The 12,044-nt window shown below is 65.9% G+C and carries 14 protein-coding genes; 4 read left to right on the top strand and 10 right to left on the bottom strand.

What is annotated here, in order from left to right; genetic code table 11:
- A complete protein-coding gene (locus tag PTQ19_RS05955) occupies positions 1-1,224 on the bottom strand; it encodes an LLM class flavin-dependent oxidoreductase (RefSeq protein WP_274368807.1) in 1,224 nt (407 codons plus the stop codon).
- 109 nt (positions 1,225-1,333) lie between these two features.
- Here PTQ19_RS05955 and PTQ19_RS05950 point away from each other — a divergent pair, with 109 nt between their 5' ends.
- Positions 1,334-2,464, top strand: a complete 1,131-nt coding sequence (locus tag PTQ19_RS05950; RefSeq protein ID WP_274368806.1) for an acyltransferase family protein — start codon at positions 1,334-1,336, stop codon at positions 2,462-2,464.
- A 56-nt stretch (positions 2,465-2,520) separates the two neighbouring features.
- Positions 2,521-3,519 (top strand): isopenicillin N synthase family dioxygenase, encoded by a 999-nt coding sequence (locus PTQ19_RS05945; protein ID WP_274368805.1) that lies wholly within the window; start codon positions 2,521-2,523, stop codon positions 3,517-3,519.
- Positions 3,520-3,525: 6 nt separating this feature from the next.
- Here PTQ19_RS05945 and PTQ19_RS05940 read toward each other — a convergent pair whose 3' ends face one another.
- The 9 genes from PTQ19_RS05940 to PTQ19_RS05900 all read right to left on the bottom strand — a co-directional run bounded on the left by PTQ19_RS05940 (position 3,526) and on the right by PTQ19_RS05900 (position 10,346).
- Positions 3,526-3,855 carry a transcriptional regulator gene (locus PTQ19_RS05940; RefSeq protein WP_274368804.1) on the bottom strand — a complete coding sequence of 110 codons (330 nt, stop codon included), beginning with the start codon at positions 3,853-3,855 and terminating at the stop codon, positions 3,526-3,528.
- Entirely contained in the window at positions 3,848-4,759 is a 912-nt protein-coding gene (locus PTQ19_RS05935; protein WP_274368803.1) for a hypothetical protein, read from the bottom strand. Before PTQ19_RS05935 ends, PTQ19_RS05940 begins: the two co-directional genes overlap by 8 nt.
- A 93-nt stretch (positions 4,760-4,852) precedes the next feature.
- Positions 4,853-5,122: a 30S ribosomal protein S15 gene (gene rpsO, locus PTQ19_RS05930; protein WP_040163368.1), complete on the bottom strand. Its 270-nt coding sequence runs from the start codon at positions 5,120-5,122 to the stop codon at positions 4,853-4,855.
- Positions 5,123-5,227: 105 nt separating this feature from the next.
- Entirely contained in the window at positions 5,228-5,776 is a 549-nt protein-coding gene (locus PTQ19_RS05925) for a YceI family protein (RefSeq protein WP_274368802.1), read from the bottom strand.
- 134 nt (positions 5,777-5,910) lie between these two features.
- Positions 5,911-6,279 carry an FKBP-type peptidyl-prolyl cis-trans isomerase gene (locus PTQ19_RS05920; RefSeq protein WP_179411115.1) on the bottom strand — a complete coding sequence of 123 codons (369 nt, stop codon included), beginning with the start codon at positions 6,277-6,279 and terminating at the stop codon, positions 5,911-5,913.
- 49 nt (positions 6,280-6,328) lie between these two features.
- Positions 6,329-7,141 (bottom strand): ABC transporter permease, encoded by an 813-nt coding sequence (locus PTQ19_RS05915; protein WP_274368801.1) that lies wholly within the window; start codon positions 7,139-7,141, stop codon positions 6,329-6,331.
- Between the two features lie 6 nt (positions 7,142-7,147).
- Positions 7,148-7,975, bottom strand: coding sequence for an ABC transporter permease (locus PTQ19_RS05910; protein ID WP_206550046.1), 828 nt, complete (start codon positions 7,973-7,975; stop codon positions 7,148-7,150).
- Positions 7,976-8,040: 65 nt separating this feature from the next.
- The gene (locus PTQ19_RS05905; RefSeq protein ID WP_274368800.1) at positions 8,041-9,213 is read right to left on the bottom strand and encodes an extracellular solute-binding protein; all 1,173 of its coding nucleotides are present in this window, start codon (positions 9,211-9,213) and stop codon (positions 8,041-8,043) included.
- Positions 9,214-9,278: 65 nt separating this feature from the next.
- A complete protein-coding gene (locus PTQ19_RS05900; protein ID WP_274368799.1) occupies positions 9,279-10,346 on the bottom strand; it encodes an ABC transporter ATP-binding protein in 1,068 nt (355 codons plus the stop codon).
- A 111-nt stretch (positions 10,347-10,457) separates the two neighbouring features.
- Between PTQ19_RS05900 and PTQ19_RS05895 the strand changes: the two genes are divergently transcribed.
- Together PTQ19_RS05895 and PTQ19_RS05890 are read left to right on the top strand one after the other, a co-directional pair.
- A complete protein-coding gene (locus PTQ19_RS05895) occupies positions 10,458-11,270 on the top strand; it encodes a GntR family transcriptional regulator (RefSeq protein WP_274368798.1) in 813 nt (270 codons plus the stop codon).
- A 32-nt stretch (positions 11,271-11,302) separates the two neighbouring features.
- Entirely contained in the window at positions 11,303-12,010 is a 708-nt protein-coding gene (locus tag PTQ19_RS05890; protein ID WP_206550049.1) for a cache domain-containing protein, read from the top strand.
- The last annotated feature ends 34 nt before the right edge of the window (positions 12,011-12,044 follow it).

Raw genomic sequence — 12,044 nt, 5'->3', positions numbered from 1 at the left:
TCAGGCCCCCGTCCGGGTCGCGGCGCTACCGAAGGCGGAGCCGGTGCGCAACGGGGTGTCCTGGTAGGGACCGCCCGCGGTGAGGTTGTCGCCCCGGTTGACTCCGGGGCGGGCCTCGCGCCCGGGTCCGTCGCCGAACACTGCCTTGACCCGTGCCGCGTGGGTCGGGGCATCCGGTACGCTCGCCGGTCGGTTCTGCGCGAGTTCCTTGCGCAGCACCGGGACGACCTCGGAGCCGAGGATGTCGAGCTGCTCGAGCACCGTCTTCAGCGGCAGACCCGCGTGATCGATCAGGAACAGCTGACGCTGGAAGTCGCCGTAGTGCTCGCGCATGCCCGCGTAGCGGTCGATGACCTGCTGCGGCGAACCGACCGTCAGCGGAGTCATCTCAGAGAAGTCCTCCATCGACGGACCGTGACCGTACACCGGGGCGTTGTCGAAGTACGGGCGGAACGTCTTGACCGCATCCTGCGAGTTCGCAGCCATGAACACCTGCCCTCCGATGCCGACGATCGCCTGCTCGGGCGTGCCGTGGCCGTAGTGGGCGTAGCGCTGACGGTACAGCTCGATCAGGCGCTGGTAGTGCTCCTTGGGCCAGAAGATGTTGTTCGCGAAGAAGCCGTCGCCGTAGTACGCCGCCTGCTCGGCGATCTCCGGTGTGCGGATCGAACCGTGCCAGACGAACGGTGCGACACCGTCGAGCGGGCGCGGCGTCGAGGTGAAGCCCTGCAGGGGCGTGCGGAACTTGCCCTCCCAGTCGACGACGTCGTGCTCCCAGAGCTGGCGCAGCAGTGCGTAGTTCTCGATCGCCAGCGGCAGTCCCTGGCGGATGTCCTGACCGAACCATGGGTAGACCGGCCCGGTGTTTCCTCGGCCGAGCATGAGATCGGTGCGACCGCCGGAGAGGTGCTGCAGCATCGCGTAGTCCTCGGCGATCTTGACCGGGTCGTTGGTCGTGATCAGCGTGGTCGACGTCGACAGCACCAGGCGTTGAGTCTGCGCGGCGATGTAGGCCAGTGTCGTCGTCGGGCTCGACGACCAGAACGGCGGGTTGTGGTGCTCGCCGATGGCGAAGACGTCGAGTCCGACCTCCTCGGCGTGCTTGGCCATGGTGACCGTCGCCTGAATGCGCTCGCGCTCGCTGGGCGTGACGCCCGTGGTCGGGTCCTGCGTGATGTCGCTGACCGACATGACACCGAACTGGATCTGGCCCTGCTCGTTCATTTCTCTCCGCTCCGGATGCCGACAGCATCCGTTCTATTCAAGTGAATGTAATTGATGCAACGCCGCACGCGCAAACCTATTCCCCATGTCCGACCGATACCCTCTCCGAATGAGCAGTGCCGAGCAACACCCTCCCGCCACCACGACGGGAGCCATCCCCCGCCCGCGCCGCCGCGTCCCGTTCTGGGACAACGCCAGGTTCGCGTGCGTGATCCTGGTCGTCCTGGGGCATGGCATCCAGCGGTTGACCTACGACTCCGAGATCGCGGAATCGCTGTACCTGGTGATCTACGCGTTCCACATGCCGGCGTTCGCGATCATCTCGGGGTACTTCTCGAAGTCCATCAGCCCCAACCGGCGGCAGATGGCACGCGTGATCACGGACATCCTCGTCCCCTACGTCATCTTCGAGATGCTGTGGATGCTTACCAAATGGCTCGTCGAAGGCCAGGCCGACCCCAACCTCACCCAGCCGTCATGGACCCTGTGGTTCCTGCTCGCACTGGGGATCTTCCGGCTGGTGCTCCCCTACCTCGCCCTACTGCGCTGGCCGCTGGTGTGGGCACTCGCGATCTCGATCGGCGTCGGCTACATGAGCAACGTCGACAGCACGTTCTCGCTCTCGCGCACCCTCGGGCTACTGTTCTTCTTCACCCTCGGCTGGTGGCTCAGCGAACACGACATCGTGCAACGGTTCCAGCTGATCGACTACCGGCCGTGGTGGCTGCGCGCGGGAGCGGTCGCCGTGCTCGCCGCCTGGTCGTTCGTGGTGTGGAACTGGGTCGACGTCTGGCATGCGGTCGATCTGCGGCAGTGGTTCTTCTACGACGACTCCTACGCGGAGCTCACCGGCGGACTGACCTGGTGGGCCGGCGGCGTGCGGCTCGTGGTCATGACGTTGGCGATCGTGCTCAGCGCAGCGTTCTTCGTGCTGATCCCGCGCCGCGGCCAGTGGTGGACGACGCTGGGCCAGTACACGATGTACGTCTACCTGCTGCACTCGTTCGTGCTGTACCCGTTCCGCGAGTCGGGCGTGCTGCGCGGTCTCGACCCCACCTGGTTCTGGCTGCCGGCCGTGACTCTGCTGTCGGTGGCGACGACGTTCGTGCTGGCCTCGAAGCCGGTGCGCAGACTGTTCCGCCCGCTCATCGAGCCGCGACCGCGGTGGATGTTCGCCGATCCTGATGTGAGCGGGTCAGGCCACCGCAACGATCCGACGGGTTCCCGGCGCAGCGGGTGAGGTAAGACAGCGCAACATTCCTGTACGGCGAGCGGTGCAGCACCTACCGTCGACGCATGGTCGCTTCCACCCTTCCTGTTCTGGATCTCTCGCAGCTCGATCGCGGTGCTGATGCGGCAGCGCGCTTTCGCGATGATCTGCGTGCCGCCACCCGGGACGTCGGCTTCTTCTACCTCACCGGAACCGGCGTTCCTGCCGGACTCGAGCAGCGTCTGCATCGCGCCGCTCGCGCGTTCTTCGCACTGCCCGAGACCGAGAAGCTCGCCATCGAGAACGTCAAGAGTCCACACTTCCGCGGGTACACGCGCGTTGGCGGTGAACGCACCGGAGGGCGCGTGGACTGGCGCGAGCAGATCGATATCGGCCCCGAGCGAGAGGCGGTCACCGGCGGCCCTGGCTATCAGCGACTGATCGGCCCGAATCTGTGGCCGTCGGCGCAGCCGGAGCTGCGCGAGGTCGTCAGCGAGTGGCACGCCGCACTGTCGGATGTCTCCCGTCGGCTGTTGCGTGCGTGGGCGGAGTCGTTGGGGGCGGATGCCGGATACTTCGACGACCACTTCGGCGAACCGTCGACGCTGATCAAGATCATCCGCTACCCGGGCACCGACGAGCCAGAGCCTCAGCAGGGTGTCGGAGCGCACAAGGATTCCGGCGTGCTGACCCTGCTCTGGGTCGAACCCGGCGCGGGCGGACTGCAGGTCGAGCAGGATGGCGCCTGGGTGGATGCGCCGCCCGTGCCGGGGGCATTCGTCGTCAACATCGGCGAGCTGCTCGAGTACGCGACCGGCGGGTATCTGCGCGCGACGAACCATCGCGTGCTGTCGCCGAGGGCGCCACACGACCGCATCTCGATCCCGTTCTTCTTCAATCCCGCACTGGATCGCACGCTGCCACTCATCGACCTGCCGGCCGAACTCGCGCAGCACGCCCGGGGCGTGACCGAGGATCCGTCTAATCCGATCCACAGCCTCTACGGCGAGAACGCGCTCAAGTCACGCCTGCGCGCCCACCCCGATGTCGCGGCGATCCATCACGCCGACCTGGTGGGCGCCTGAGCGCTATCAGTCGCTCTGACCGGTGCCGAAGTCGACGATCGCCTGCAGCGCGGCGAGGTGGGCGCGGAAGGCGTCGCGCCCGACTGTCGTGCTGCTCACCCACGTGCGACGACGGATGCCATCATTGAACGCCTTGCGCACGCGGACGTAACCGACGCCCTCGAGCGCGGCGATCCCCTTACTCAGCGCCGAGTCACCGGCCTGCAGAATGCTCGCGAGGGTGCCGAAGTCGAGTTCCAGGTCATCCGATAGCGCGGCCATCAGTGAGAACCGGATCGGGCTGGCGAAACTGTCGTCGAGCCGCAGCCGCGGGTGGTCGCGCGGGGACTCAGTCACGCCTGCCCCCTCGGAGTGCGATCAGGACGAACCCGACAGCAACGAGCGCGCCCAGCACGACGCGCACGACCACGTTCACCGGGTGGCCGATTTGATCGAGCACGATCAACACCGCCAGCGTCGCGTTACCTGCGCCGTAGAGGGTCCAAGCCGACGGCCCCCACGCTGCCCCCACCGCGGGCGCGGTTCCCGACATCACCTTAACGTTCCAAACAACAAGGCCGAACATGAAGACCCCGTAGACGAGATATGCCAGCGCCTCAGCCGCTGCCTCAGCACCGCTCAATGCAGTCAACCCGCCGAGCGCAACGCCGATCGCCGCGGTGACCACCCTGGTTGGGCGATCGAAGGGAGCGCGCTGACGAGTGACCTTGCGTGCCGGAACATCTCGCCGCCACTCCTCCACGGCGAGAACCGTGAATAGGATCAGCGCCACTGCACCGGGTAGCAGTCGCCCCCATGGCGGCACCCCGACGCCCACGATGATGGCGGCAATGGCTCCGAAGAACATCACAAGCATGATCAACATGACAGCCGTACGTGCGCCCGCCTCCCGCCCCCTCGGGAGGTACCCGTAGCGGTCACGCAGTGAGCCGGACAGCACGGTCCAGATCAGGAGACTCACCAGCAGTGGCATGCTGCCCGAAAAGTTCCGGGGGAACCCGAGCAGCAAAACGCTGCCCCAGACAGCAAGTACGACGCCGTCGAGCAACAGCATCCGCGCGGTCGCCCGACGGTCAATGTGTGCGGCGCGGCGCTGCGCGACGTCGTCCCTCTCGGCCAGGTACTGCCTCGCGAGCTGCGCGGACGGCGGCTGGTACGCGGGTTGCCCCGGCTCGGATCGCTGTTCCATCATGCTCACTTTCCTCTCGGAAACCATACGACTTTCCTGCTGGAAAGCCATCCCGGAGATCTGAAGAGAAACAACGAAGGCCTCCCCACACCGTGGGGAGGCCTTCTCAAGAATGTTCTGCGCGATTGAACGCTGGTCGATGCCTTATCGACGCAGTCCGAGTCGCTCGATGAGCGAACGGTACCGGTTGATGTCGACGTCCTGCAGGTAACCCAGCAGGCGGCGGCGCTGACCGACGAGCAGGAACAGACCACGACGCGAGTGGTGGTCGTGCTTGTGCTCCTTCAGGTGCTCGGTGAGGTCCTTGATGCGCTGCGACAGCATAGCGACCTGCACCTCGGGGGATCCGGTGTCACCGGGGTGCGTCGCGTACTCTTCGATGATCGCCTTCTTGACGTCTGCTTCGAGTGCCATAGATTCGATCCCCTTTCTGGTTGCTGCGCGGTGCAGGTCGCCGATTGCGCCTGCTCTCTTCATCCGCGGCCGATCTAACGGCAACTGCTCAAGCTTACCAGCCGTTCAGGCCTGCAGTGCACCCTGCAGGTCGAGTCCAATCGTGATCTCCTTGCCGACCAGCACTCCCCCGGTCTCGAGCGCGGCATTCCAGGTGAGTCCGAAGTCCTCGCGGTTGATCACGGCCTTGGCCGAGGCGCCCGCCTTGTAGTTGCCGTACGGGTCCTGGGCGAACCCGCCGAAGTCGAACTCGAACGTGACCGGCTTGGTGATCCCGCGGATCGTCAGGTCGCCGTCGACGAGGAAGTCACCGTTCTCGACGCGCGTCGCCGTCGACCGGAACTCCATCGTCGGGTGATTGTCGGCGTCGAAGAAGTCAGCCGAGCGCAGGTGCGCATCCCGGTTCTCGTCGCTGGTGTCGATGGATGCGACATCCACGTTCGCCTCGACGGTGGCCTCCAGCGGGTTCTCCGGCGCAACGAACGTGGCGCTCTTGATGCCGAACGAGCCGCGCACCTTCGAGATCATCATGTGCCGCACGCTGAAGGTGACCTCACTGTGCGCGGGGTCAAGGGTCCAGGTGCCGGGACGGTAGCCGGGGATGTCGATCGTCATGGGGCTTCTCCTCAGAGTCTTCGGTGGGAGCAGGTGCTCCACGGAAGGGAACTTGCATTCAGGTGAATCTATTCCCTGGTTCGGAAAAACCCCCTCCGCGATACGCGAAGGGGGTTTCGATCACCGGGTTCGGGTCAGCCGACCGCCACCAGATCGATGATGAAGATGAGGGTCTTGCCCGACAGGAAGTGCCCGGCACCGGCGGGACCGTATGCGAGGTGCGGCGGGATGACCAGCTCGCGACGTCCGCCGACCTTCATGCCGGGGATGCCCTCCTGCCAGCCCTGGATCAGACCGCGCAGCGGGAACTGAATGGTCTCGCCGCGGCCCCACGAGGAGTCGAACTCCTCGCCGGAGTCGAACTCGACGCCCGCGTAGTGAACGGTGACGGTGTCACCGGGCTTGGCCTCGGCACCGTCGCCCGCGATCAGGTCGCGGATGACGAGTTCAGCGGGTGCGGGTCCGGTGGGTGCGTCGAACTCGGGCTTTGTGCGATCAGTCATGATTACATCCAACCCGAGGCGCGGACCGCGGTCAACGTGGCCACGCCGATCAGTCTCGCTCGCTGACATCGCGGGAGAGCCGTTGCGAAACCCACACCGGGATGAACGACAGCACGATCACCACGGTGGCGACGACGTTGACGACGTTCGCCTCGTTCGGACGCGCCATCTGATTCATGATCCACAGCGGCAGCGTGTCGACCCCGGGCGGTGCCGTGAAGATCGTCACGTACACCTCATCGAAGCTCAACGCGAACGCGAGGATCGCACCGGCCACGAGCGCACTGCGGAACTGCGGGAAGGTCACCATGCGGAACGTCTGCCATGGCGTCGCACCGAGATCCTTCGAGGCCTCCTCGAGACTCGGGTTCATCCGACGCAACCGCGCCAGCACGTTGTTGAAGACCATCACGATGCAGAAGGTGCCATGCGCGATGATCATCCCCCAGAACCCGACGTGGATACCGATCGGCTCCAGCAGCCGGTTGTAGGTGTTGTTCAGGGCGACACCGGTGACGATGCCGGGCAACGCGATCGGGAGCACCACGAGCAGGTTCACCGCGCGCTGCCCGAAGAATCGGTACCGCTGGAGCGCGAACGACACCAGCGTTCCCAGGATGATCGCGATGACCGTGGCTCCCGTCGCCACCAGCACCGAGTTCAGCAGGGCGTCGCGCACCGGTTGACTGGTGAACGCTTTCACCCACCACTCCAGCGAGAAGCCTGACACCGGCCAGCTGGCGATGCGCGCAGAGTTGAAGGAGTTCAGCACGACGAGCATCAGCGGGATGTACAGGAACGCGAGGATGATCGCGACCACGAGCCCCAGCACGATCTTGGATGAGCGGGACAATCTCAGCATCCGAGCTCACATCCTTTCGAGTGCGCCGGTGCGCTGCACGCTGACGAGGTAGATCACGACGAACGCGATCGGCACGAGCGAGAAGGCGGCCGCCAGCGGCGGGTTGAGGTTGATGTTGGAGGCGATGACGCTGCCGATCATCTGCGTGTCGCCGCCGACGAACTTCGCGACCAGGTAGTCGCCCAGGCTGAGCGAGAAGGTGAAGACCGACCCGGCGATCACGGCCGGCTTGATCAGCGGCAGCACCACCGTGCGGATCGTGCGCCATGCGCCCGCCCCGAGGTCGGCCGCAGCGTCGAAGAGGTTCGGTGGCAGCTGACGGATGGCGGTGTACACCGGCACCGCCATGTAGGGCAGCCAGAGATACGTCAGCGTCAACACCACGGTGAAGGTCGAGAAACCCGGCCCCTCGATCCCGAGCGGGCCGACCAGCCAGTTGAAGAAGCCCTCCTGCGTGAAAGTGATGCGCATGGCGATCACCTTCACGAGGTATCCCGCCCACAACGGCAGGGTGATCGAGACGGCGAGCACGGCACGCAGCCAGGGCGAGGCGACCTTCGCCATGAAGATACCCAGCGGAATCGAGATCGCGATGGCCAGCGCAGTCACCCCGAGAGCGATCGCGAGGGTGCGCACCGAGGTGGTCAGATATGCGGGGTTGGTGATCAGCTGCTCGAAGTTGCGCAGGGTGAAACCCGGCTTCACCTTGGAGGTGAACGGGTCAGTGACCCAGAACGCAGTCACCAGCAACATGACCAGCGAGAAGATGTAGATGCCGATGAGCCAGGTCATCGGCAGGGCCAGCAGGCCTGCGATCCGTGCACGACGGTTCATGTCGATCCTGTCTTCGTGAGGGGATGCCGGAGGCGGGAGATGGTCCCACCCCCCGGCATGCGGGGTCAGCCCTTGACCGTCACCCAGGCGTCGGTCCACTGCTGGAAGTTGGTGCAGGTCACGTCGGTGCGTCCGTCGATGCACTGCTCGATCGGCGTGGTCCAGAACCAGACCTTCTCGAAGTACTCCTCGTCCGTGGCGTTGTAGTAGTCGCAGTGCGCCTTCGCCTCGTCGCTGGTGTCACAGAAAGCGGCGTTGGCCGGTGCCATGCCGAAGTTCATGGCGATGGCGCCATTGACCTCGGGCGAGGACGCGTAGTCCATCCACGCGTACGCGCAGTTGGGGTTGTTCGACTCGGTCGCGAGCATCCAGGCATCCGACCACCCGGTCGAGCCCTCTTCGGGCAGCACGCTCTTGAAGCGCTCATCCTCGGAGAGCTTGCGCAGCACCTCCCACGACGTGCCGAGCACGGTCGTGCCCCCTGCGAACGACGTGATCTGCGCGGCGGGGTCCGACCAGTACTCCGAGACGATGCCGTTCTGCTGCTTGAGCAGGTCGATCGCCGCAGCCAGCTGGTCCTCGTCGAGCGCGTACGGGTTGGTGATGCCCAGGTCGGGCTCGTGCGCCATCAGGTAGACGGCCGCGTCGGCGATGTAGATCGGAGCGTCGTAGGCGATGACCTTGCCGGCGTACGGGGTGTCCGCCTCCCACGCGACGTCCCAGCTGGTGGGCTCCTCGGTGACGACCTCGCTGTTGTACTGCAGGATGTTCGCGCCGCGCCCGATCGGGATGCCGTAGGACTGACCGTTGATGGTGTCGTAGATCTGCCCCTTCATGCCCTCGACGATGTCGTCGCCGAAGTTCGGGATCAGGTCGAGGTTGAGCGGCTGCACATCACCACCGGCGATGAGGCGCAGGCTGGCGTCGCCAGATGCCGAGACGAGGTCGTAGTCACCGGTGCGCATGAGCTGCACCATCTCGTCGCTGGTACCGGCGACGCGGCGGTTCACGGTGCATCCGGTCTGCTCGGTGAAGGCATCCGTCCACGCCGGCTCGACGAAGCCCGACCACGCGACGATGTTCACCTCGCTCTCGGTGTCGCCGAGCTCGGCGAGCATGGGGACATCGGGAACGTCGATGGCGAGTCCGCCGCCGGAGTCGGATGCCCCGGAGCATCCGGTCAGGGCCAGTACGGCGGCTGCGGAAACGGCCGTGACGGCCAGGATCGTCTTGCGCATGTGATCTCTCCTTCGTGATCAGTGGGTACTGCGATAGGTGCTGCGATGGGACAGGTGGAACAGTTTCAGGGCAGGCGTGCGGCGTCGGCCGGACTCCATGCGGCACGCACGCGATCACCACGGCAAAGTCCAGCGCCGGCGAGGTCGCGGGCGTTGGGCTGCTCGGCGAGCAGATCGACACCGGCATCGGTGGTGATCAGAAAGCGCGTCGCCGGGCCTGTGTAGACGACCTCGGAGATCGTCCCGACGAGGCCGATCTCACCGTCGGCGAGCGCATCGGTGTCCGATTGCAGGCGCACCCGCTCCGGGCGGATGCTCATCGTGTGCCGATCACCGGTGAGCTCGTGGGCGAGGTCCGCGGCGATGAGGTTCGACAAGCCAAGGAAGCGTGCGACGAACTCGGTCTGCGGGCTTTCGTAGACCTCCCGCGCGCTGCCGACCTGCTCGATGCGGCCATTGTTGAAGACGGCGACGCGGTCGCTGAGAGTCAGCGCCTCTTCCTGATCGTGGGTGACGAAGATGAACGTGATGCCGACCTCACGCTGGATCTGCTTGAGCTCGATCTGCATCTGCTCGCGCAGCTGCTTGTCGAGCGCGCCGAGCGGCTCGTCGAGCAGCAGCACCTGCGGACGCATGATCAGCGCTCGCGCGAGGGCGATCCGCTGACGCTGTCCACCCGAGAGCTGGTGCGGGAGCCGGTCGGCGACATGGTCCAGCCGCACACGGCGCAGCGAATCCCCCACCTGCTGCGCCCGCTCGGCCTTGCCCGCACCCTGGACGCGCAGCCCGTAGCCGACGTTGTCGGCGATGCTCATGTGCGGGAACAGGGCGTAGTCCTGGAACACCGTATTGACGTCGCGGGAGTGCGGTGGCGTGCGGGTGACGTCCTTGCCGGACAGGCGCACGGTTCCGGATGTCGCCTCTTCGAAACCGGCGATGATCCGCAGAACCGTGGTCTTTCCCGACCCGGACGGGCCGAGCATCGAGACGAACTCCCCCGGTTCGACGCGGAGGTCGAGGTCGCGCACAGCGGTGAACTCGCCGAACGACTTGGTCAAGCCCGTCAGCGTCACGCTGCCACGGTCGGCGATCTCGCCGTTCGCGCTCTGCGCCGTGGGTGCGGCAATGCTCATGTCGTGCTCCTGGATCTTCGTCGAACTCGGGAAGGATTTGGTAAACATATAAAACCGTAGGACATATTTCAAGTCTTCCCCTCATCGGGACCCAGATGAGAGAATCAGGCCATGGAGTCGCTGACGTCACCCACCGGGGCCCTCCCCGTCGTCGGGGCGTCCGCCGCCGAGCCTGCCGGCCACCGTGGCACCCGCCCGCACAGGCTGCACGGCGCACTCTTCCAATCGATCGGTGACGAAGGGCGCGCCGAACTCGTAGAACGCCGCCTCGTCGATGCGATCCACCGCGGACACCTGCGCGCCGGGGAGCGGCTCCCCTCTGAATCCGAACTCGCCCGCAGTTTCGGCGTCGCACCGGTCACCGTGCGGGAAGCTCTGCTTGCCGTCCGCGGACGTGGCCTCATCGTCACCAAACGCGGCCGCAACGGCGGGAGCTTCGTCGTCGACGATGCCGACCCGCTGGTGTTCGCGCGCCGCACACTGGCGGCGACATCACGCCTGACTCTGCGCGATCTCGGCGCGCACTACGCCGCCATCACCGCGGCCGCCGTGCGCCTGGCCGCGCGACGTGCCGACAGCAGCGAGACCTTGCGCGTACTGCGGCGCCTGGACCGCCTCGACGATCTCGATGCGGATCAGCAACGTCGGCTGCTCGACGACGTTCAGGTCGAACTCGTCTCACTCAGCCAGTCTGCACGACTCACCCGCGAGCAGATGCGTCTGCAAGCCGAGTTCTCGCCCTATCTGCGTCTGGCCGCACCGGACACCCCGAGCATGCACCAGCAGGCGCAGACACTCACCGGCATCATCCGGGCCGTCGAGGCGGGCGACCCCGATGAGGCGGGCCGCCGCACCGAAGCGATGACGACGGACGTGATCGACACACTCATCCATCTGCAGAGCTCACCCGAGACCTCTGCCTGACACGGCAACATCGACGTGCACTGGAGGACGCGATGACAACTACCCTGACCACGGCCCCCGCCGAGGCCGCCCGAATCGTCGAGGCTTACTTCGACGCGCCCATCCGCTGTCTGCAGAACTGGGTCGAGCCGTGCGCGCACAGACTCTCGTCCACGCTGCGATCCGAACCGCTCGTGCGTGCAACGCTGGATGCCGTCGTCGAACCGTACGCGGCGCAGACGCTGAGCCTTCCGGGCGTTCCGGTGTACGGCGCCGGATTCATCGCCGCGATCGACCTGCTGTCGGACGCGCACAGCCACCTCGCCTGGTGGCAGGGCGACGACCACCGCAAGCTGGTGCTCGCCTCGCAGTCCGTCAACAAGGAGCACATCGACTACAGCGAGTTGGAATGGTACCGGGTGCCGATGCAGACGTTCCAGCCGCACGTCGCCGGCCCCTACGTCGACTACCTGTGCAGCGACGAGTACACCATCACGATCGCGGTCCCTGCCCTCGCCGACGGACGCTTCCTCGGCGTCGCAGGACTCGACCTGCTCGTCGCGGCCGTCGAACGAGAGCTCACTCCCCGCTTCGCAGCTCTCAACCAGCAGGTCACCCTCGTCAACGGCGTCGGCCGCGTCGTGGTGTCGACCGATCCGCGCGTCGCGACCGGCGACTCGGTGCGCGGAACACGCCTAGCCGAACTCACGCGCATCTCGTGCGCCGGTATCGCTCTCGATGTGATCGTCGAGGACCGCTGAGCAGGAGATGCATGACGGCCGACTCTTGACTTAC

It is taken from the genome of Microbacterium esteraromaticum (assembly GCF_028747645.1).
GTDB classification, from domain to species: domain Bacteria; phylum Actinomycetota; class Actinomycetes; order Actinomycetales; family Microbacteriaceae; genus Microbacterium; species Microbacterium esteraromaticum_C.
Note: the sequence above shows the minus strand (reverse complement) of the source record. Positions and strands in the feature narration are given on the sequence as shown.

What these genes read in the sequence shown, in the direction of transcription:
- PTQ19_RS05915 (WP_274368801.1), bottom strand. Translation starts at nt 7,141, where the DNA reads ATGCTGAGATTGTCCCGCTCATCCAAGATCGTGCTGGGGCTCGTGGTC.
- rpsO (WP_040163368.1), bottom strand. Translation starts at nt 5,122, where the DNA reads ATGGCACTCGAAGCAGACGTCAAGAAGGCGATCATCGAAGAGTACGCG.
- PTQ19_RS05935 (WP_274368803.1), bottom strand. Translation starts at nt 4,759, where the DNA reads ATGGCTTTCCAGCAGGAAAGTCGTATGGTTTCCGAGAGGAAAGTGAGC.
- PTQ19_RS05945 (WP_274368805.1), top strand. Translation starts at nt 2,521, where the DNA reads ATGGTCGCTTCCACCCTTCCTGTTCTGGATCTCTCGCAGCTCGATCGC.
- PTQ19_RS05925 (WP_274368802.1), bottom strand. Translation starts at nt 5,776, where the DNA reads ATGACGATCGACATCCCCGGCTACCGTCCCGGCACCTGGACCCTTGAC.
- PTQ19_RS05955 (WP_274368807.1), bottom strand. Translation starts at nt 1,224, where the DNA reads ATGAACGAGCAGGGCCAGATCCAGTTCGGTGTCATGTCGGTCAGCGAC.
- PTQ19_RS05905 (WP_274368800.1), bottom strand. Translation starts at nt 9,213, where the DNA reads ATGCGCAAGACGATCCTGGCCGTCACGGCCGTTTCCGCAGCCGCCGTA.
- PTQ19_RS05890 (WP_206550049.1), top strand. Translation starts at nt 11,303, where the DNA reads ATGACAACTACCCTGACCACGGCCCCCGCCGAGGCCGCCCGAATCGTC.
- PTQ19_RS05895 (WP_274368798.1), top strand. Translation starts at nt 10,458, where the DNA reads ATGGAGTCGCTGACGTCACCCACCGGGGCCCTCCCCGTCGTCGGGGCG.
- PTQ19_RS05950 (WP_274368806.1), top strand. Translation starts at nt 1,334, where the DNA reads ATGAGCAGTGCCGAGCAACACCCTCCCGCCACCACGACGGGAGCCATC.
- PTQ19_RS05920 (WP_179411115.1), bottom strand. Translation starts at nt 6,279, where the DNA reads ATGACTGATCGCACAAAGCCCGAGTTCGACGCACCCACCGGACCCGCA.
- PTQ19_RS05900 (WP_274368799.1), bottom strand. Translation starts at nt 10,346, where the DNA reads ATGAGCATTGCCGCACCCACGGCGCAGAGCGCGAACGGCGAGATCGCC.
- PTQ19_RS05910 (WP_206550046.1), bottom strand. Translation starts at nt 7,975, where the DNA reads ATGAACCGTCGTGCACGGATCGCAGGCCTGCTGGCCCTGCCGATGACC.